This is a genomic window from Nocardia yunnanensis (assembly GCF_003626895.1).
GTDB lineage: Bacteria > Actinomycetota > Actinomycetes > Mycobacteriales > Mycobacteriaceae > Nocardia > Nocardia yunnanensis.
The window spans coordinates 6,130,321-6,149,760 of sequence record NZ_CP032568.1; the positions used below are offsets into that span (position 1 = coordinate 6,130,321).

Annotated in this window: 24 protein-coding genes, 1 tRNA gene, 1 other RNA gene and 1 pseudogene; 20 read left to right on the forward strand and 7 right to left on the reverse strand. The window is 65.6% G+C overall.

The genetic code is table 11. The features are described from left to right. The first annotated feature begins 12 nt into the window (after positions 1-12). Together D7D52_RS28725 and D7D52_RS28730 are read left to right on the forward strand one after the other, a co-directional pair. Positions 13-1,410 (forward strand): WS/DGAT domain-containing protein, encoded by a 1,398-nt coding sequence (locus D7D52_RS28725; protein WP_120741321.1) that lies wholly within the window; start codon positions 13-15, stop codon positions 1,408-1,410. A gap of 79 nt (positions 1,411-1,489) precedes the next feature. Continuing rightward, on the forward strand, positions 1,490-2,296 hold the full coding sequence (locus tag D7D52_RS28730; protein ID WP_120741322.1) for an alpha/beta fold hydrolase: 807 nt from the start codon (positions 1,490-1,492) through the stop codon (positions 2,294-2,296). Here the strand turns inward: D7D52_RS28730 and D7D52_RS28735 are convergent. The 3 genes from D7D52_RS28735 to D7D52_RS28745 form a co-directional block, all read right to left on the reverse strand. Continuing rightward, positions 2,225-3,019, reverse strand: a complete 795-nt coding sequence (locus D7D52_RS28735) for an MmyB family transcriptional regulator (RefSeq protein ID WP_120741323.1) — start codon at positions 3,017-3,019, stop codon at positions 2,225-2,227. The two genes, D7D52_RS28730 and D7D52_RS28735, sit on opposite strands and share 72 nt — an antisense overlap. A 285-nt stretch (positions 3,020-3,304) precedes the next feature. Further along, positions 3,305-3,390: transfer RNA gene (locus D7D52_RS28740), tRNA-Ser, on the reverse strand. A 54-nt stretch (positions 3,391-3,444) separates the two neighbouring features. Further along, on the reverse strand, positions 3,445-4,530 hold the full coding sequence (locus D7D52_RS28745; protein WP_120741324.1) for a hypothetical protein: 1,086 nt from the start codon (positions 4,528-4,530) through the stop codon (positions 3,445-3,447). Positions 4,531-4,632: 102 nt separating this feature from the next. Between D7D52_RS28745 and ffs the strand changes: the two genes are divergently transcribed. Together ffs and D7D52_RS28755 are read left to right on the forward strand one after the other, a co-directional pair. Next, positions 4,633-4,727: signal recognition particle sRNA small type (ffs, locus tag D7D52_RS28750), an RNA gene on the forward strand. A gap of 125 nt (positions 4,728-4,852) precedes the next feature. Next, the gene (locus D7D52_RS28755) at positions 4,853-6,148 is read left to right on the forward strand and encodes an aspartate aminotransferase type Ic (protein ID WP_120741326.1); all 1,296 of its coding nucleotides are present in this window, start codon (positions 4,853-4,855) and stop codon (positions 6,146-6,148) included. Between the two features lie 79 nt (positions 6,149-6,227). Here the strand turns inward: D7D52_RS28755 and D7D52_RS28760 are convergent, their stop codons facing one another. Beyond that, positions 6,228-7,019 (reverse strand): methyltransferase domain-containing protein, encoded by a 792-nt coding sequence (locus D7D52_RS28760; protein ID WP_246023361.1) that lies wholly within the window; start codon positions 7,017-7,019, stop codon positions 6,228-6,230. A gap of 127 nt (positions 7,020-7,146) precedes the next feature. Here D7D52_RS28760 and D7D52_RS40430 point away from each other — a divergent pair, with 127 nt between their 5' ends. The 3 genes from D7D52_RS40430 (at position 7,147) to cutA (ending at position 8,945) form a co-directional block, all read left to right on the forward strand. Next, positions 7,147-7,308, forward strand: coding sequence for a hypothetical protein (locus D7D52_RS40430; protein ID WP_425464575.1), 162 nt, complete (start codon positions 7,147-7,149; stop codon positions 7,306-7,308). Positions 7,309-7,423: 115 nt separating this feature from the next. Then, a complete protein-coding gene (locus D7D52_RS28770; RefSeq protein ID WP_120741328.1) occupies positions 7,424-8,005 on the forward strand; it encodes an HhH-GPD-type base excision DNA repair protein in 582 nt (193 codons plus the stop codon). Positions 8,006-8,609: 604 nt separating this feature from the next. Then, complete coding sequence (cutA, locus tag D7D52_RS28775) at positions 8,610-8,945, forward strand: divalent-cation tolerance protein CutA (RefSeq protein ID WP_120741330.1); 336 nt, start codon at positions 8,610-8,612, stop codon at positions 8,943-8,945. Here the strand turns inward: cutA and D7D52_RS28780 are convergent. Continuing rightward, positions 8,926-10,173, reverse strand: a complete 1,248-nt coding sequence (locus D7D52_RS28780; RefSeq protein ID WP_162958624.1) for a helix-turn-helix domain-containing protein — start codon at positions 10,171-10,173, stop codon at positions 8,926-8,928. The two genes, cutA and D7D52_RS28780, sit on opposite strands and share 20 nt — an antisense overlap. 163 nt (positions 10,174-10,336) lie before the next feature. Between D7D52_RS28780 and D7D52_RS28785 the strand changes: the two genes are divergently transcribed. From D7D52_RS28785 to D7D52_RS28815, 9 genes are all read left to right on the forward strand, one after another. After that, positions 10,337-10,660, forward strand: a complete 324-nt coding sequence (locus D7D52_RS28785; protein WP_120741334.1) for a hypothetical protein — start codon at positions 10,337-10,339, stop codon at positions 10,658-10,660. A gap of 8 nt (positions 10,661-10,668) precedes the next feature. Continuing rightward, positions 10,669-10,950: a hypothetical protein gene (locus D7D52_RS28790; RefSeq protein WP_120741336.1), complete on the forward strand. Its 282-nt coding sequence runs from the start codon at positions 10,669-10,671 to the stop codon at positions 10,948-10,950. Positions 10,951-11,001: 51 nt separating this feature from the next. After that, the gene (locus D7D52_RS28795) at positions 11,002-11,331 is read left to right on the forward strand and encodes a hypothetical protein (RefSeq protein WP_162958625.1); all 330 of its coding nucleotides are present in this window, start codon (positions 11,002-11,004) and stop codon (positions 11,329-11,331) included. A gap of 10 nt (positions 11,332-11,341) precedes the next feature. Next, the gene (locus D7D52_RS28800; RefSeq protein WP_120741340.1) at positions 11,342-11,677 is read left to right on the forward strand and encodes a DUF6968 family protein; all 336 of its coding nucleotides are present in this window, start codon (positions 11,342-11,344) and stop codon (positions 11,675-11,677) included. A gap of 61 nt (positions 11,678-11,738) precedes the next feature. Continuing rightward, positions 11,739-12,452, forward strand: a complete 714-nt coding sequence (locus D7D52_RS28805; RefSeq protein WP_120741342.1) for a DNA polymerase — start codon at positions 11,739-11,741, stop codon at positions 12,450-12,452. After that, complete coding sequence (locus D7D52_RS38775; protein ID WP_222932692.1) at positions 12,453-12,788, forward strand: hypothetical protein; 336 nt, start codon at positions 12,453-12,455, stop codon at positions 12,786-12,788. Further along, positions 12,785-13,183, forward strand: coding sequence for a deoxycytidylate deaminase (locus D7D52_RS38780; protein WP_222932693.1), 399 nt, complete (start codon positions 12,785-12,787; stop codon positions 13,181-13,183). The genes D7D52_RS38775 and D7D52_RS38780 overlap by 4 nt, the downstream gene beginning before the upstream one ends. Beyond that, positions 13,180-13,347, forward strand: a complete 168-nt coding sequence (locus D7D52_RS38115) for a hypothetical protein (RefSeq protein WP_162958626.1) — start codon at positions 13,180-13,182, stop codon at positions 13,345-13,347. Before D7D52_RS38780 ends, D7D52_RS38115 begins: the two co-directional genes overlap by 4 nt. Before the next feature lie 82 nt (positions 13,348-13,429). Then, positions 13,430-14,140, forward strand: a complete 711-nt coding sequence (locus D7D52_RS28815; protein ID WP_120741344.1) for a PE-PPE domain-containing protein — start codon at positions 13,430-13,432, stop codon at positions 14,138-14,140. Between the two features lie 174 nt (positions 14,141-14,314). Here the strand turns inward: D7D52_RS28815 and D7D52_RS28820 are convergent, their stop codons facing one another. Next, positions 14,315-14,803, reverse strand: coding sequence for a DUF2637 domain-containing protein (locus D7D52_RS28820; protein WP_120741346.1), 489 nt, complete (start codon positions 14,801-14,803; stop codon positions 14,315-14,317). Positions 14,804-14,912: 109 nt separating this feature from the next. After that, positions 14,913-16,424, reverse strand: a complete 1,512-nt coding sequence (locus D7D52_RS28825; protein WP_120741348.1) for a recombinase family protein — start codon at positions 16,422-16,424, stop codon at positions 14,913-14,915. A gap of 96 nt (positions 16,425-16,520) precedes the next feature. Here D7D52_RS28825 and D7D52_RS28830 point away from each other — a divergent pair. The 4 genes and pseudogenes from D7D52_RS28830 to D7D52_RS28845 all read left to right on the forward strand — a co-directional run. Beyond that, a pseudogene (locus tag D7D52_RS28830) lies at positions 16,521-17,009 on the forward strand (HhH-GPD-type base excision DNA repair protein); the annotation flags it as partial. A gap of 113 nt (positions 17,010-17,122) precedes the next feature. Next, positions 17,123-17,842, forward strand: a complete 720-nt coding sequence (locus D7D52_RS28835; protein WP_120741352.1) for a DUF8020 domain-containing protein — start codon at positions 17,123-17,125, stop codon at positions 17,840-17,842. Positions 17,843-18,003: 161 nt separating this feature from the next. Further along, a complete protein-coding gene (locus D7D52_RS28840) occupies positions 18,004-18,726 on the forward strand; it encodes a DUF8020 domain-containing protein (RefSeq protein ID WP_120741355.1) in 723 nt (240 codons plus the stop codon). Positions 18,727-18,890: 164 nt separating this feature from the next. After that, positions 18,891-19,439: a flavin reductase family protein gene (locus D7D52_RS28845; protein ID WP_120741357.1), complete on the forward strand. Its 549-nt coding sequence runs from the start codon at positions 18,891-18,893 to the stop codon at positions 19,437-19,439. The last annotated feature ends 1 nt before the right edge of the window (position 19,440 follow it).

Below are 19,440 nucleotides of genomic sequence, written 5' to 3' on the forward strand. Positions count from 1 at the left end.
TAGGGTCATCGAGTGAATTTCCTGGCCGCCCGGGACGCCACCGTGTACTGGCTGTCCGCGCGCACCCGCAACGATCTGTTCCTGCTCTACTGCTTCGCCGACGCCGGGCGCCCGACGGAACGACTGCGGGCGGACGTGGCGAACCGGGTCGCGGGTATTCCGGATTTGCTGGTGCGCGTGCTGGACCCTCCTGCAAACATTGCGTATCCGATTTGGGCGCCTTGCGAATTCACGAATGACCAGTTCGTCGCCCACGACCTCGAGATCGCGACCTGGGCGACCGTGACGGCCGCCGTCGGCGACCTGCTCGGCACGGGGGTGCGGGCGAACGAGCGCCCGTGGCGGCTGCACGTCTTCCGGGATGTCGGTGAAGTCCCGGGATTCGCTACCGGTGAGTCCGCGCTCGTGGCGGTGCTCCAGCTATCCCACGCGCTGGCCGACGGTCGGCGCGCCGCGCGTCTCGCCCGGGAGTTGTTCGGCGGTGGCGAACTTCCGGCATCGGCGTCCCGCTCGTCGTTGCCGCCGGTTGTGAGCCATCTCGTCCCGCATTCCAGGCGAGATACCGCGATGGGCGCTCTCGCGGCAATTCGAGCCATACTCGAGCTCCCAATCGGTATGGCATGCACCGTGGTTCGCGGTGTGGGTGCCGCCCGCGCCCAACGCCGGCTGGCCGCGCTCACGGCCGCCGGTCACCTCCCGCCGCCCGCCCGCGACGCCGAGCCCACCGTGCTGAACGGCGGTGGCGCGGTCCCCGTCGCGCACGTCGTGCGAATGCTGGTGTGCGACAAGAATCGGCTGAGGGCGCCGGGCTATTCGGTGACGGTTGTGGTGCTCACCGCCGTCTCGCTGGCACTCGAACGCCGCCTGCGCGCCGAGGGCGAATCGGCGGACGCATTGCGCGCCCAGGTCCCCATGGCCGTCCCCGGGCCCGCCCGCAACGCCTACCGCGACTTGTCGGTGGCGCTGGCCGCGGGCGCGCCGATCGCGGCCCGCGCCGGTCGCATCGCCGCCGACCTGGCCGCTCGTCGCGAACGCGCCGCGCATCCGCTCCAGCGCGCCCAGGACGCCGTGACCGCCGTCGTGCCCGCTCCCTTGCTGCGCCACGACGTGGCTCGTGCCCCGATCGATGTACTCCCCGAACGGGTTTCGGGCCACACCGTCGTCTCCAGCGTCGACCGCGGCGCCGCGGATCTCGAGTTCGGCGGCGGCGCGGTGCGTTTCACGGCGGGCTTCCCGGCCCTCGGCGCGGTCATGCACCTGACCCACGGCATCCACGGACTCGGCGACACGGTCACCGTGTCGATCCACGCCGACCCGGCCGTCGTCCCGGACGTGGACGACTATGCGGCGACCCTGCGATCGGCCTTGGACGAGGTGATCGACGTCTTGGGTTCGGCCCGCCCTCGCTAGAACGTGTTCCTGTTATGGTCGGGCGGGCGGCCGGAATCACCACCGGCGCAACCGAAGACCATTCCCAGGGAGTGACATCATGCCGTTCGTGACCACCGACGACGGAGCGAAGGTCCACTATCGCGATACCGGCGGCGACGGGCCCGCGGTGCTCATGCTGCACGGGTTCTTCATGGATTCCGTGATGTGGGAACCCCAGGAGAAGTCACTGGCGCCGGCCTACCGGCTGGTCTCCGTCGATGCCCGTGGGCACGGCGGCACCACCGACGACGGCGAACCGTTCGATCATTGGACGCTGGCCCGCGATGCGTTCGCGGTGGCCGACCAGCTCGGGATCGAGCGCTTCGCGATCATCGGCCAGTTCCAGGGGGGATGGATCGGCATGCGGATGGCCTTGCAGCAGCGGTCCCGGGTGCGCGGACTCGCCGCGATCGGTTCTCGTTCCGACGCCTACGATCCCTCCGAGTACGCCGCGTACAAGCGGATCATCCTGGGGCAGTGGATTCTCGGCGACGGCGATCTGGAGGCGATCGCGAAGCCGATCGCCGCGATGATGGTCGGCGGCACCCGCGAGCATCACCGCTTCTGGCTCGACCGCTGGCTCGCCGACGACCGCCGCCGTCTCGAACAGGCCGGGTGGGCGCTGATGAATCGCGAGAGCATCGACGACATGCTGGCCGACATCACCGTGCCGGTGCTGGTCATGCACGGCGTCGGCGACCCGGTCTACCACCGCGATCACCAGGAGGCGCTGGCGGCGCGCTTCGGCGGCCCGACGAGGGTCGAGACCATCAACGCGGTCAACGCCAATCACTCACCGACCTTCACCCACCCCGAGCTCACCGACCCGATCCTGCGCGACTGGCTCGACGGCCTGCCCGCCTGATCGCACCTCGTCTGCCCCGGCCGGGAACCCGACGATGATCACGCCGGATTCCGACGTCGGATACAACGCCTCCCGCAGCGTCGTCTCCGATTCGGTGGCCGGCGACCAGATGCGCCGCAGCCGTCCCGGCCGGGCGATGTGCACCACTCCGGTATCCCAGATGCGCCGGAAATCCGGGTAGTCGCTCATCGCCCGGATCACATCGACCGTGTGCCCGTGTCCCCGGCCGCTCACCGCCAGGTGCCGCATCATTCCGACCAGCATCCTCGCCTCGTCCCACCATTCCGGCAGCACCAGTTTCGCGCGCGGGTCACCGAACATCCACCGCGGCAACGATTCCGCATCCGCCAGCCCCGGAAACAGCCGCCGGTGAGCGTCATTGGCGATCCGCACCCGCCAATCCCGCACCCACGCCGCCGGCGCCGAATCCAGCGCGGCCACCAGCAAAGCGACATCCTCCGGGCCGCTCCCCGGCAAAGCCCGCCCCGTCCGCCCCGCGAGCGCCCACCAGTGCGCCCGTTCGTCCCCCGTCGCGCACAACACGTTCGCCAGATTCTCGAGCGTGTCCTCCCGAAACTCCGCCCCCGAATTCTGCTCGAGCTTGCGCAGCGTGGAAACCCCCACCTTCGCCCGATCCGCCGCCTTGGGCTGAGTCCACCCCCGCCGATCCCGCAACTCTCTAGCGAACGCTCCCAAGCTGGGCATCACGATCTCGCCCTCCATACCCAACCTTTCTCCTACCCTCGATCACCCATTATGCGTAGCACCCCTTTTCCGCCTACTCCCCAACAGAGCACCCGAAACCCCCTGCGCCCCTTGCCGATCCCCCGAACCCGGTGTTTTGATGTTGACCGCGCCCCGACCATCGTCGCCGCGCACCAGGTGAACGGGCCGAAGGGGGGCCCGTCCACCCTCCGTCTCGCCGATACGCCACTCGACGACGTCCGGGAGGCCCAAGATATGCGAAAGGCCCCGGCGGACGTGTTGTCCGGCCGGGGCCTTTACCCGCGGAGGATAGGGGATTTGAACCCCTGAGGGCTGTTAACCCAACCCGCGTTCCAGGCGAGCGCCATAGGCCACTAGGCGAATCCTCCGTCGAGCAATATACCGGGTGGACCCCTGGTGGAGGCAAATTGGGTGGTCGGGGGCTATTTCCGCTTGAGGTTGGTGAGGGCCTTCTGGGCTTGGTCCTTGCAGACCTGGGCTACTTCGTCCTTGCTGACGGCTTGGCCTTTGGACATGCTGAGGCGGATGTTCACCTTGACGGAGGCGTTGTCGTCCTTGACCGCGACGGTGTAGTCGGTGGTGGTGAAGTAGGTGTAATCGTCGACCTTGGACGACCAGTAGCCGGCCTCGCCGATGCCGGTGACGTCGCCGGCGGTGCGGCCGCTGCCGGTGGTGCCGGTGTCGGAGGTCTTCCACATGTCGTAGTCGGGGCGGTTGTAGGCGCTGGCCGAACCGCTGAGGAAGGACACGTCGAGGGTGAGATCGGCGGAGTTGGTGGAGTACTTGTCGGTCTTGCTGGCCTCTTCGTTGCCGGCGCGGCATTCGAAGCGGCCGCCCGAGTAATCGGTGGGCTTGGTCTCGGAGTGCTCGGGGGTGCCCTTGGAGGTGGCGACCCACTTGCTCAGCACCGAGGTGTCGATCACGCTGCAGCCGTTGGTGACACCGTCCATGGTGTATTTGCCGGCGCTCTTCTTCTTGTCGCCGCCCAGCGGGGAGTCGCTGCCGCCGGAGGAGAGCGCGACGATGCCGATGACCGCACCGACGACCACCACCAGGCCGATGACACCGCCGATGATCCAGCCGGTCTTGTTGCCGCCGGAACGCGGTGGCGGCGCGGTGTATCCGTAGGCGGGCGCGACCGGCGGCGGGGTGAACTGCTGCGGGTAGCCGCCCCCGGAGACCGGCTGTTGCGGATAACCGCCGGACATCGGCTGCTGATAGCCCCCGGAGACCTGCTGTTGCGGGTAACCGCCGGACACCGGCTGTGGATATCCGCCCGACACCGGCTGCTGCGGATACCCGCCCCCGGACTGCGCGGGCGGGATGGCCTGGGCCGGTGGCGTGTACGGCGGCATGCCGCCGGCCGCGTAGTTCAGCATGGTCGGGTCCGCGTTCTGAACCGGCTGGCCGGGATCGCTTCCGGTGGGCGGGGTGGCCCACCACTGCGCGGTCTCCTGTGCCTTCGCCGGGTCGATCGGCCCGCCCGGTCCTGGATCGGAACTCGTCATCTGATTCTTTCCCCTCCGGAAATGAGCGGGGCGCATCCCGCATATCGCAGGCATCGTATCGACCCCGTTGGGCGGGAGTCGCGGTGAGCCGCTACACTGGCCGACGGATCCAGCGCGGCGCGCATCCTGTGAACTCCCCCAGGGCCGGAAGGCAGCAAGGGTCAACGGGCTCTGCCGGGTGCGCTGGGTCCCCTTTCTTTTTCGGGACCGCTGCCCCGATATCCCTGCCGATTCCCCGGGGCTGCCTAGTAACGTGGGCGCTTGGGCTCGCGCTGCGCGCAACCCTCGACATGACACCCCACGCCCTTGGAAAGGCTGTCAGATGCCTCGGCAGACGCAATTCGGTTTGATGAGCCATGCGGAACTCGTGACGGAACACGAGACGCAGACCGCGAACTACGCGAAGCTCAAGACCGAGAAGCTGACGCTGGACATTACGAGGGGTAAGCCCTCGCCCGAGCAGCTGGACCTCTCGCAGGAACTGCTGGAGCTGCCGGGCGCCGCCGACTACCGCGATGCCAACGGCACCGATGTCCGCAACTACGGTGGCCTGCACGGCTTGCCGGAACTGCGCGCCATTTTCGGTGAGCTGCTGAACATTCCGGTGTCGAATCTGCTGGCCGGCAACAATGCCAGCCTGGAGATCATGAACGACCTGCTGGTCTTCGCCATGCTGCACGGCACCGCGGATTCACAGCGGCGCTGGGCCGACGAGCCGGTGCTCAAATTCCTGTGCCCGGTACCGGGTTACGACCGTCACTTCGCCATCACCGAGGCGCTCGGCTTCGAGATGATCCCGATCCCGATGAAGGGCGACGGCCCGGACACGCATCTGATCGCGGAACTGGTGGCGAACGATCCGGCCGTCAAGGGGCTGTGGGCGGTGCCCAACTACTCCAACCCGACCGGCATCACCTTCTCCGAAGCCGTGACGCGCGAACTGGTTTCGATGCCGACGGCCGCGCCCGACTTCCGGATCGTGTGGGACAACGCATACGCGGTGCACCCGCTCACCGATACCGCCGAGCCGGTGCTGGACGTGCTGGGCATGGCCGCGGCCGCCGGGCATCCGAACCGGGTGTTCGTGCTGGCCTCCACCTCCAAGATCACCTTCGCGGGTGCGGGGGTGAGCTTCTTCGGCTCCTCCACCGCCAATATCGAGTGGTACCTGAAGCATCTGGGCAAGAAGACGATCGGCCCGGACAAGGTGAACCAGCTGCGGCACCTGCGGTTCTTCGGCGACGCGGCGGGCGTGCGGGCGCACATGCAGAAGCATCGCGAGATCCTCGAGCCCAAATTCAAACTGGTGCTGCGGATTCTGGAGGATCGCCTCGGCGCGTCGAAGGTGGCGTCCTGGACCGAGCCCAAGGGCGGCTACTTCATCAGCCTGGATGTACTGGAGGGCACCGCCAGCCGGGTGGTGGCGCTGGCCAAGGACGCCGGCATCGCGCTGACCCCGGCCGGGGCGTCCTTCCCGTACGGAAAAGAGCCGGAGGACAAGAACATTCGCATCGCCCCCAGCTTCCCGTCCACGGCGGAACTGGAGAAGGCGATGGACGGCCTGGCCACCTGCGTCCTGCTGGCCGCCTCCGAGAAGCTGATGGCGTCGCACAGCTGACGAATTCGTAGCGACCGCGACGAGAACAGCGGCGCGCATCCGAAAGGGTGCGCGCCGCTTGCGTTTTCGCGTGAGGTCCTCAGCTCGGCTTGTGCGCCAGCACCGCGAAGATGGTCACCGACAGGTGGATGTCACCGCTGGCCGCCCCGGCCTCCAGCTCCGCCAGCAATTCGTCGCGCTGGCGCTGGGTGATGGCGCCGCGCGCCACCGCGCGGTCGGCCACGCGGGCGACCAGCGCGCCCGCCCCGACCCCGCCGTCCTGGATCAGCGCATGCGAGGCGATGTCGTCGACGACGAGTCCCGCCGCGGTGAGCTGCCCGGCCAGGCGGCGGCCCGCGAAGGGATTGGTGGTGCCGGCGATCATGGTCTCGATGACCTCGTGCACCACGTGCCGGTCACCGGGGTGCACGATGGCCGTGCCCCAGTCGCTGTCCATCACCACCACGCGCCCGCCGGGTCGCAACACCCGCGCGATCTCGCCGGCCGCGCGGGCGGGTGCGGTGAGGTGCTGGAAGACGCGCTCGCACAATGCCACATCGAAGCTCTCGCTCCCGACGGGCAGACCGTAGGCGTCGCCGCTGACGAAGGTGGCGATCGAACCGGCCTGCGCGGCGCGGCGTTCGGCGGCCAGCCGCAGGTCCGGATCGGGTTCGACGCCGAGCGCGGTGCCGGTCGGACCGACCCGGTCGGCGAAGGTCAGCACCTCCGATCCGGTGCCGGAGCCGATGTCGACGGCGCTCTCGCCGGGCCGGGTGGCCAGTGCCTCGTGGGCCCAGGCCCGCAGCCGCCGGATGCCGGGCAGGGCCGCCTGTAGATCGTGGACGTCGACGAGCTGGTCTTGTCCGTCGCGGTCGAAACGGTCCGGGCGCAATCCGGCCGGATCCGATGCGCTTCCGCCGCGCTCCAGCGAGGCAGCGCCAGGTTGCGACGCGGTTCGTACTGAAGAATTAGCCATGGTGTCGGGCATGGGCCGAGCCTAGTCTTTCACGCGCTTCGAGGTGACCCGTGTCACCGCCGTGAACGAAGAATGGGATGATCGAGGCATGGTGAGCCGCACGCTGTGTATTGCGCAGGAATCCGATGCCGACGAGCTGCTTTCGACCGATGATTTCGCCCTGTTGGTCGGAATGATGTTGGATCAGCCTAATCGCGCACTCTGATAACCAGATCCTGTCCCGATAACCGCTGGTCACAGGGCATTACGGTTCACTATAGACCCAGGGTGCGACAATCGGCCCCTGCTAGCCGAGCAGTCTGACAACGGAGGGATCATCTGTGACCAGTCAACTTTGTATCGCCCAGGAGCCCGAGGCGGACAAGCTGATCTCGGAGGACCGATTCGCCCTGCTAGTCGGGATGCTTTTGGATCAACAGTTCCCCCTCGAACATGCCTTCCGGGGTCCGAAGAAGATCGCGGATCGAATGGGCGGATTCGACATCAACCGGATTGCCGATGCAGACCCGGAAGAGTTCGAAGAACTCGCTGCGACGCCGCCCGCAATCCACCGGTACGGGCGCTCTATGGCGCGTAGGACCCAGGACCTAGCCCGGTACATAGTCGAGCACTACAACGGCGACACAGAGGCCATCTGGACCCAGGGAGGCCCGGACGGGAAAGAGGTCCTCCGGCGGTTGAAGGATCTCCCCGGATACGGGGATCAGAAAGCCCGAATCATGCTGGCGCTGCTCGGAAAGCAGCTCGGCGTCCAGCCGAAGGGCTGGGAGGCAGCCGCGGGCGCGTACTCCGAGAAGAACTCTCGGCGCTCGGCCGCCGATATCGTAGATGCTGAATCGCTCTTGGAAGTTCGGGCGTTCAAGAAGCAGGCGAAGGCGGCTGCGAAGGCGAAAGACGCTTAGCCCCGTCGGCATTGGACCTCGCATACAGCTTCGTATGTCGGCCTCCATGCGAGTGCGGTCGGTCCTCCTACGCATTGTAGGACTTGGCGTAAATTGGCCACAAAAGTAGGTGAATGCTATGGGGTGCAACACATTCCGACTGGTCGGATCGAGAAGATTTGGGTTACATATGTAACCTTATTTTGCCTGGTCATCATGTCTTTACCGGGCTCGTATCCGCAGGTGAATGCCTTATAAGATGAGGTCATCGCGCCGGGCACAGAATTGCTGAAACACAGCAAAACAGCATAATGGGGAAAGAGCTTTCCTTATTTTGCTCTTTGTCTGTGCTGCCTGCCTCAACCTACCCTTTCCGCATGAGCTTCGTTGCGGTCGCGTGTGTGCCTGTGATGGTGGGAGTCTCCGAGTGACGGCCGCCCTTGTCGCCGGAATCCCGGCAGTGTCCGCTTCCGTTGCATCGGTCTTGATCTTCAGGTCGGCCATCAAGGACGTCCCGCCGGAGAAGCGGGCTGCGATCATCAGGGCGTTGTTCGGTCGGCGTGGCAAGTAACCCGTCCCCCTGAATGAGCAGAACGTTGCTCGCTTGCAGCTTAGGGTCTCTCTCATGACAGAGGCGCGGGTGTGGTCGGTGACGTCAACGACGCCGACCGAGAAGGATGCTCAGCACATCGCTCGGACCGTGGTGTCCGAGCGTCTCGCCGCTGGCGCGGAGGTGACTGGTCCGGCGATGTCGGTGTTCTGGCACAACGATGAACTCGGTGAGGGCCAGGAGTGGCGGGTGACCCTCAAAACCTCAGCGGCGGTGAGGGATCGGCTCGCGAACCGGATTCTGGAGCTGCACCCGTGGGCCGCTGGTCCTGAGATCGTCGCGTACCCGGTCGAATGGGCTATCGACCGCTACGCGGACTGGGTCGAGAAGTTCACAGCTGCAACGGAATAGGCGGTCGGGCGGCGGCAGCGCGGCGGGCGAGACCCTCAGCCCCGTCTGCGCTTGCCGCTAAGGCCCTTTGGGCAGTTGCTCGGACCCTGGCCAGGGGCCGCACTGATGAAACCGATTCTGACAGCGTGAAAGCCTGCTCGGCAGCCGTGACGGCGCTCATGTGATCGCCTGCGTCGAGGTAGGCGTCTGCAAGCCAGGTGAGGTACAGCGCCTTGTCTCTGGCCCAGTTGTCCGGGTAGTCGGCGAGAGCGCGTTGCAGAGGAGGGATCGCGCGGTCGGGCCTGTGCAATACCGACCAGACCCGGCCCGCCATGATGTCCAGCTCAGCGGGATTCATCCACGAGCACCAGCTCGGAGAGTCGTCGCTGACGTCCAAGGCGGCGCGTGCGTCATCCAGCGCGCGGGCGGCTGCGTCTGACTGGCCCGCCGTCGCGAACGACCACGCCCGGCGCGATTGCAGCATGGCTACCGCCTTGCCGGTCGCGCCAGCGCCCAGCGCGATACAGGCTGCGTCCGCGGCTTCGATCGAGTCGGATTGGCCTGTCGCATAGGCGATATGGACCAGCGAGTTCGCCTCAAGCTCTCGACTACCGGCCTCCTTCGCAGCGCTGCGGCTGTAGTTGAACAGCGCGATAGCCACCTTCTCGAATCCGGCGTCAAAGGCCGCCCAGCCTGCCTGTTGGGCCTGCTGTGCTGCGAGTTCGACGAGTTTGTTCGACACGTCGAGCCCTCGATTGGCGGTGTGGAGGATTTGCTCGGTGCGGGCCAACTCGGTGAAGTACAGGTGGAAGGTGTCGCCGCCACCGTACTCGCTATCCAGCGCTTCCAGCCTGACGAACTTCTGGCGCATGTGGTCGACGTCGATCGCTCCGACACGCACGGGCTTCTGGCTGCCCAGCAACGGCGCAGCCAGCCCGGCAACAGCGAGGAACTGTCTGCGCTTCGTGGCTTCGTCCTTGTCCGCGTCCAGCTTGGTTCGTTTCGGGTACAGCCCGAGGGCTGCTTCCGTTTCACTCCCCAACACTGCCACGAGCGCTTGACGTGTCGCACGTCGAGGCCAGGCGATCTCGCCGCATTCGATCCGGCTGATTGCCTGGGCGTCAGTGCCCGGTCGGTGGCCTGTTTCTCGTTCGACGTGATCGCAGACGAGTTCGGCCAGCTCGGGTTGTGACAAGCCCTTAGCCAGCCGAAATGCCCGGAATTGTGCGTTCGTCGGCTCTCCCCACATGAGTCCGATGCTCTTATTTGCCTACAGTTTTGCGCTGTTCGCAGGCTTGGACAACCGGAACGCTGGAATCAACCCCGCCGCCGGGACGACAGTGCTTCAGCAAAGCCCCGGCGGCGGGTGCTCACCAATTGGGTTGGGCCGCCAAGGGACAAGGGGTGCCGGAATGAAGTTCCGACCGACCGCAGTCGGATACCTGCGATGCGATGTATCCGGCGCACAGCAGCAATGGGACGAGGATCAGATCCGCAGTGTCGCAAAGCGGATGGGATACGACCTCGCGAAGATCGTGGTCGTCGACGGCAGAGGAAACGAGCGGCCCCTCGTGGGGCTGAAGACCACGGTTACCCGCCTCGGGGCCGAGGCGGTGTTCACGGCCAGCCTGGCGCACTTCCCCGGCGAAGATGTCCCCGCTGACCTCGTGCGGAGCGTGGACGTGGTCACCGTGAGCCCGGAGAACACGTACGCGCGAGCGGGCGCTTCGAGCTAGGCCGTGAGATGTCCGTCGAAGCGGTGGAAGAAGCGATTGCCCTTCTCAGCGAGGAGCGGCCTGTCGGGTGGGTTCAGTACCCCGAAGGAGGGTGGGCTCCCGTGACCGAGGACGGCCGGATCGGTGAGACGTTCACGGCGGCCGACCTGACCGAGATCGCACACCGTGACCTGCTCGAGCTCGAGGAGGCGGGGTTGATCTGCGTCATCGACGTAGAACCCCTCGAGATCACTGACACCGAGAGGAGGTGTCACAGAGAGCTAACCGCGAGCCCTTCCGATACGCAGTAACCCGCCCCCCGCGCCGATTGGCCGGGGGGCTTTGCATTCAAAGGAAAACACGTGTTACGCAACATGATTCGCACTGTTCTATTCACACTGTCCCTGTTCACCGCCGTTGCGCTGGGTGTTGGAGCCGCCCATGCGACTCCGCACGATGAATGGTGCGACACGCGATCGCAGTACCTCACCAACCTCTGCAACGCCTACTACCTGAACGATCGGCCGGGGAACGGCACCTACCTTCAGCGGTGCTACAAGGTGGTCAACGACTGGTACGCCGAATGCAGGCGCAACCCGAACTCGTACCCCGACGACCCGTGCCTCAGTTCGACTCTGCCCAAGCCGGACGGCGTCGACTTTGCGCCCGCGTGCGGCACCGTCACGTTCTAGGCTGGCGGTTATGACAGAGCCCCTGATCGACTTCAAGCGGGATGTCGGACCGTTCGGCGACCCCGTCGCCACCCGTGAACTGACCTCGGAGGTGCACGGAGGGCCTGTGATCGTGGCAGTCGGTAAGCCTCGCCCGCATCCCAGCCTTGAGCGAACTTGGTTCTGCCCGTGGCGAATCGAAGGCATCGAGGACCAGCCGATCTCGGGCTCGCCGGGGGTTGGCATCGACGGATGGCAGGCGCTCGACGCAGCGATGGAGATCGCCGGAGCCGCGTTGCAAGGCAGCGGACACCCGGTGAACTTCCACGGTGGCCCACCCGGCATACGTGGCATGTCCTCCGACTAAGCCCGCCGCAGAAGCGACCCCCGGCTGCCCCTCGGCCGGGGGTCGTCCCGTGTCAGCGCGGATGTCCATCACCGGCATTCCCGCCCAGACGCTACCTAGCTCCGATTGGATCATCCGCCGGTGCTTCGTCGCCGAGCCCGGCAATTCGATTGTCGCCGTGGACTACAAGGCTCAGGAGCTACGAGTCCTCGCCTCACTGTCCGGTGACGCCACCATGCGGAAGGCGTTCGCCGAGGACGCCGACCTTCACCAGATCACCGCCAACGCGGCCGGGGTCGGCCGCAAGGTCGGCAAAATGGCGAACTTCTTGCAGGTCTACGGCGGGGGAGCGAAGACCCTTGCCCTACAGGCAGATATCGACGTCGCCACCGCCAAGCGGGTCATCGCTGGATTCGAGAAGGCATACCCCGGAGTCGCCAAGCTCTCGAAGCGGCTCCAGACCGTAGCCCGGAACCAGGGCTACATCACCACCCGCACTGGCCGACGCCTCCCCGTCGACCGGGACCGCGCCTACTCGGCGCTGAACTACATGATCCAGTCGACTTCCCGCGATGTGACTTGCCGCGGGCTGCTCGCTCTGGACGAAGCCGGATTCACGCCGTACCTGCGGCTTCCGGTTCACGACGAAGTGATTGCTTCCGTCCCAACCAAGCACGCCGCATGGGGAGCCCGAGAGATCGCCCGCCACATGCGGATGGACCTCGGCGGCGTGGACATCGACACCGACGCAGAGGTCTACGGCGAGAGCTGGGGCCACGGATACATGAAAGGCTGAATGGACACCCGCGAATTCGTCGACCGCCTGTACTCGCTGTGGGCGAAGACCTCCGAGGCCGGCACCGGCCTGTGGATCATCGGCGAAACCATCGGCACCACCGATATCGAGGTACTCCGCGACGACGACGAACCGTCGTACATCGTGGCAAACGCCTTCTCCGGCACCGATGCCCAGTTCATCACCGCGATTCACGGCGCACTGCCGCAGCTGACGAAAGAAGTCCACGCAGCGCTCGACGAGGCCGATCGGCTCGACCGCGAGAAAGACGAGCTGATCCACCGAATCATGCTGCTCGAGATCGAACTCCAGACGGCGCAGGAGGCAGCCGCGTGACGCGGCCAAGCTGGGATGAGTACTTCCTGCAGATCGCCCGCACGGCCTCTATCCGCTCATCCTGCGAACGCTCGAAGGTCGGGGCCGTGGTCGTCAGAGACCGCCGCATCCGCTCGACCGGATACAACGACAGCCCCGCCGGAACCCCCGGCTGTGAGTCCTGTCCGCGCCGGACCTCCGGATGCGAGCCAGGCAGCTCGTACGACACCGGTCCGGGCGCGTGCCACGCAATCCACGCCGAAGGCAACGCCCTGATCCACGCAGACCGTGAAGACCTGGTGGACGCAACCCTCTACATCACCCGCGCCCCCTGCGGTGGGTGCTCGAAATTGATTCAGGCAGCAGGCATTACCCGGGTCGTCTATCCGGGCTCAGAGAACGGAGACCACGAATGAACAACCGCGACAAGGACAAGCGCAAGCGCTACGAAACGTCGACCGGGTACAGCTCGCCCGCCCCGACGTACACCTTCACCGACTACTCGGCTCCGTACGACTCGGGTTCGTCCTACTCGTGCGACACCAGTTCGTACAGCTCCGACAGCGGATGCGGCTTCTGATGTCGTCTCAGTTCTGGTTCTCGGCCGGTGTACTCACCGGCTTTCTTCTCCTGGCACCCTTCGTGATTGGAAGACCGAAAGCTTGATTGATGTCCTGATCATGGGCGGCACATGGGCACCGCTCGGCCACCCCGTGACCAACGCGTTCGCTGACACCCTGGACCCAAACCGATTCCAGGCACGCCACATCCCCTACCCGGCCGACTACGGCCAACAGGTCACCTACGCCGCCTCCGTCGCGGCTGGGCGAGTGGCGCTGATCAACGCCATCGAAGCCAGCCCGAACCCGGTCATCCTCGCCGGGTATTCGCAAGGCGCGGGTATCGCTGGAGACATCGCAAGAGACTGGGGGTACGGCACGTACCCGCATCTCGATATCCGAGGCGCAGCACTGATCGCGGACCCGTCACGGCCCGCCGGGCTGAACACCACAGGACCCGATCCGGGCGGATACGGAATCTCCGGAGAACGACGCATCGACGGAATGCCGGTGCTGTGGGCCGCCGCCGTCGGCGACCCGATCACCGCGTTGCCCGAAGGCTCGGCCCTGCGGACCATCGCGGACCTGTCCGCCTACTGGACTCTGAAAGACCCTGTCGTCTGGGCACGATCCGTCATAGACGTGGCATCGCAGAACAGGGCTCAGCGGTGGTGGAACATCAAGAACTGGGCGTCCTGGACCGGAGTCATCCGGGAGGCGTACTCGTACCTCCAGGGCGGACGGCACACCGACGCCTATGTGACTGAAGGGCACTCGGTCAGACTGGCCGAGGCCGTGAACGACACGTTCTGACCCGAAGGGCCGGGGCGTGCGTTCCCCGGCCTCCGAACGGGTCGCAATCCGTTTAGTGGTCGGCTGTCCGACCAGACCCGAAGCTAGCAGCACGGCCCCACTCGAACGACCGGTAACCCCCAGGGCAGAAGCCTTGGGGGTTTCGTCGTTCCTGGGGGTACCGGCCGGGCGCAGCTAAGCCGCAGCCGGGGCCTCACTCACGAGCCGCTCCAGGGCGGCGGAGAAGGGGTCAACCGCAGGGGTAGCGGGCAGTTCGCGGACCTCGGCGACGGCCGGAGATTCCTCGGCCTGGTCCCGGAGAACCATGGTCAGGTGAGTGACCGCCAGCAGCACCAGCGGCGGCACCGCCGCGATTCCGATCGCGATGTACGAGCCCGTGGTGTGCCACGCCTGAAGCCCGTTGCCCGCGACCGAGAGCATGGCACCGATGAACAGCAAAACCCATGCGTACCAGCTGTGACGCCGCATCGCGGTAGCCGCGATCGTGGAGACGATCACCAGACCGTCAACGATCAGCGGGGCCGACCACGGGTCGGGCATCTTGTAGTACTCGGCCAGCTCAGACAGAGCGGTATACGAGACGAGGAACGAGAACCCACCAACCGCGACCGTGCCAGCAGTGGCAGCCTGGACAGCGGAGATGGACCGAACTCGAGATAGCATCGGTGAGCACCAACCTTTGACTTGGTGTAGTCGAGCCCCCGGAGGAGTACCAGTCCGAAGGGGGTTCGCGTTTTTCTGTTGTCTCACAGATCGTATCAGCCGTTTCGAGCTACTTCGAAAACTCGAGAATCACTCGAGGTACGGAGCTTTTCGGTTGGAGAATCAACCGAACTCCCCACTTCCGCAGCATCTCTCGATGCTCGATCGGATCAACCGAGCGAGCCCACGCCTCGCCGTAAGTGATGTCCAGCTTCTTCTCTTCCCATTTCGAAGGACGAACCGTGTCCTTTTCCAGCTCACGTTTCCGGGCCGTCAATCCCTTAAGCCGGGAAATGTAGTGGTCCTGGTCCTCTTGGGTCTCGATCAAGCCAGCGTCGGACTCGGCGCGAAGCCGCGCTATCGCGCCCGTGACCTCTTCCAGCTCCCTTGAGTTGTCCGAGCCTGGGACGAATACCTTCTCGATAACGAGCTTCTCGCCGTGCTCGGCGAGGAACTGGGACTCGAGAGTCCGTTCCGCCTCTTCGGCGCTGATGTTCATCCCGTTGCAGTTCAACGGCGTACGCCCACACCGGTAGTACCGGTTATCGGGAAGCCCGATCGTGGACTTGCCCCGTCGAGCCGATATCTGCTGAGCCAGCTGCGCCCCACACAGCCCACACGACCCAACCCCGAGCATCGGGTTCTCGGAGTGCACCCGCCGAGTGCCGTTGTACGAGCGCTTCGCCGCCGCCTGCTGGATCTGCTCCCAGGTCGCATCATCGAACGTCGGCTCCGCGATCCGGACCATGTTCCCGTCCGCGTCGAGATGAGGCTTCTTGCCCTTGTCCGTCGTCTTATAACCCTGGGTCGACCACGACGTCATGATGAGTTTGACCGTGCCCACATTCCACGGGCGCTCTTTCGATTCCTTCCCGTTCTTGATCATGGCGCGGTCCATATTCGTAAGAACCTTCGACTCATTCAGCCATGCGGCAATCCTGATCCACGACCAACCGGCTAGCAGCTTCTCGGCGATCTTGTATAGCCACTCATACCCGTATGGGTCGCGAGCTAGCGTCTTTCCCTTCCCCGAGGGATGGTCCACAGTCTGAAATCCGAAGGGGGGCACACCCGATGCCCACCGGTCGGTGGTCCGCAATACCCGGTGAAAGTCCTCCGCGCGGGACCGGTACCGGTTCAATTCGATCTGTGCGAAAAACGACCCGATGTAGATGAACAGCTCGGTCATCATCTGATCGAGCGAGTTCAACTTGCCAGCGTCGCGGTAGTTCAACGTTAGGTTGTCATCGGCGAAGACCAGGATCTTCCGGTGCTCTTTGCACCACTTCGCGAACTCGACGCAGTCATGCGTCGACCGAAACATGCGGTCGATCTTCGAGAAGATCAGGACGTCCCATTCCCATAGCTTCTCTTCGGTCAGCCACTTCCCGAGGTCTGGGCGTTCGAACGGGGTGTACTTGCCTGCCGAGACGTCGAGGTCCTGGAACATCGCTACGACCGAGAGGCCGTTGGCGTCGGCCCATCGCATACCGGTTTCAAGCTGTGCGAAGTTCGAGACCTTCTCAGGTCCTTGGACGACGGACACACGCGCGCCAACCAGGGCGCGTAGGCCGCTGTTCATTAGAGGCAACCTCCGGGCTTAGAGCTTCATCAGGTACGTTTCGTGCAGGCTGGCAAACCGTACACGTCCAGCTATCCCGGTTATCAGACTGGTCGACTAGATCAGCAGTTTCCGATGGAGCACGCATTCCGCGGCCCGTGGAAACTCGCCGGCCGAATGGGCGGCTTCGATATCCAAAAGATCGCGGCCGCCGATCCCGAGGAATTCGAGGAGCTGGCCGCGACGCCTCCGGCCATCCACCGCTACGGCCGATCGATGGGCCGGCGGGTGCAGGAGCTGGCCCGCTACATCCTCGAGAACTACGACGGCAAAACCTCGGACCTGTGGACAGCCGGTGATCCCGACGGCAAGGAAGTGCTGAAACGCATCAAGAAGCTGCCCGGATTCGGCGATCAAAAGGCGCGAATCTTCCTGGCCCTCTTGGGTAAGCAACGCGGCCTCACCGCGCCCGGCTGGCGCGAGGCCGCCGGCGCTTACGGTGAGGACGGGTCGCGTCGTTCGGTCGCCGATGTCACCGACGCCGAATCCCTCACCCAGGTCCGGGAATTCAAGAAACAGGCCAAGGCCGCCGCCAAGGCGAAGTAACCGGGCTCTCCCCGCCCGACAGAATCAAGCTGGTTTTTAACCTCCAGAAACGACTGCACCTCATTGATGCTGGCCGCCGACAGTTCAGTCCGGTAGTGGAAGCAGTAATCAGAATGCAAATGAGGAAATTCGCCGGGACCGCGGCTTTGGTGATCGCGGCCACCGGTGTGACGGCCGGCACCACCTATGCCGCTCCGGCCGCGGACGCCAACGCGCCGATCAACTACACCGCCACCACCACCGATACGAACGCGATCGTCCGTACGGATGCCGGTTCGCTGGTGGTGGAGAACGGCAACTTCGAGATCAAGGCCGCCAACGGCAATGTGGTGGCGGGTGTGCCGCTGCAGCTGAAGGTGGACGATTTCACCTTCCCGGTCGCCGCGGACATCTCCGGCAACACCGCGACCCTGACCCCGCAGGTCGACGTGGAGCACGCGAAGTACACGCCGCTGGCCAAGGATGTGGCGCTGCCGTACGAGGATCAGGCTCCCTGGAAGTCGGACTACGACCGTGAGCAGGCCGCGTGGGGCCGCCTGCGTGACACCATCGGCGCGGGTGCGACCATCGGCACCCTGGTCGGCGGTATCGGCGGCGCGGCTGTCGGCTGCGTGCTGGGCGGCATCGTCGGCGCGGGCGCTGCCGCGGCCGCGATCGTGGGTCTGTTCGGTCCGCTGGTTCCCGCGGGCATTCTCGGCTGCCTCGGTGGCATGGCCGCGATCGGTTTCCTGGGCACCCTGGCGGGCCAGTTGCTGGTGACCGCGCCGGTGGCGATCGCCGCCGCGATCCAGTACTTCTCCACCATCAACGAGCCGCACATTCAGTCCAAGTAGCCGATTCCGCAACCGATGGGCAAAGGTTCATCCACGCGGAACCGATCTGCCACTCACTGTTCGTGCGGGCCGGTTTTCATCACAGCGTCCCAGTGGGCACACCTGACAATGTCTCCCCCTGGGGCGCTCCTGCTCATCCGAAGAGAGAATCTCGAATTCACATGCGTCTCAACAAATTCGCCGCGACTTCCGCGCTGGTGATCGCCGCTCTGGGTGTCACCGCGGGCACCGTGAACGCGGCCCCGGCCACCGACGCCAACGCGCCGATCAACTACACCGCCACCACCACCGACACCAACGCGATCATCCGCACCGATGCCGGTTCGCTGGTGGTCGAGAACGGCAACTTCGAGATCAAGGCCGCCAACGGCACCGTGGTGGCGGGTGTGCCGCTGCAGCTGAAGGTCGATGATTTCACCTTCCCGATCGCCGCGGACATCTCCGGCAACACCGCGACGCTGACCCCGCAGGTCGACATGGACCACGCGACCTACACGCCGCTGGCCAAGGACGTCGCCCTGCCGTACGAGGACCAGGCGCCCTGGAAGTCGGACTACGACCGTGAGCAGGCGGCCTGGAACCGCATGAAGGACACGATTTCCGTGGGCGCGACCATCGGCACCCTGGTCGGCGGCATCGGCGGCGCGGGCGTCGGCTGCGTGCTGGGCGGCATCGTCGGCGCGGGCGCCGCGGCCGCCGCGATCGTGGGTCTGTTCGGTCCGTTCGTGCCGGCCGCCATTCTGGGCTGCCTCGGTGGCATGGCCGCGATCGGTTTCCTGGGCACCCTGGCGGGCCAGCTGTTCGTGACCGCGCCGGTCGCGATCGCCGCCGCGATCCAGTACTTCACCACCATCAACCAGCCGCACGTCGTCGCGCCCAAGTAAAAAGCGACGCGGCTGCGAAGAGCGAGGGGCTCTATCGATTCAGCATCACCTCATCGGGACAACCCGCTCGGCCTCTCGGCCGAGCGGGTTTCCTGTTCTCCGGGCTTGGGATCGGGGTGAGTGCAACCCTGTCGAGGTTTCGGCCCCGGTGTTGCACTGGGGATATGGGCGAGCTGACCTCGATTCACGGCGCGGCTGCCGTGCTGACGTCCGTCGACGGAGCCGATCTGCGGCGCACCTTCGCGCACTTCCCCAGCGGTGTGGTGGCGGTGTGCGCGCGATTGGGCGGAACTCCCTACGGTCTGGTGGCCAGCACTTTCGTGCCGGTGTCCCTGGATCCGCCGCTGGTCTCGATCTGCATTCAGTACTCCTCGGAGACGTGGCCGCGACTCGAGCAGGCCAGCCGATTGGGTTTGAGTCTGCTCAGCAGCGAGCAGGAACCGGCGGCGCGGGGCTTGAGTTCCCGGCGCGGGGACCGGTTCCGGAATGTGGAGCTGCACGGCGGCAACGGGAACGCGGCGTTCGTGGGCGGGGCAACCGCCTGGCTGGAGACCTCGCTGTACGAGCAGGTGCCCGCCGGCGATCATGCCGTGGTGTTGCTGCGCGTGCACCGGGTGAGCGTGGCCGCGGAGTCCGAGCCGCTCGTGTTCCACCGCAGCGCCTTCCGCGCGTTCGAGAGTAAATCACCTGTCGGCCAATTGAATTCAGCCTGAG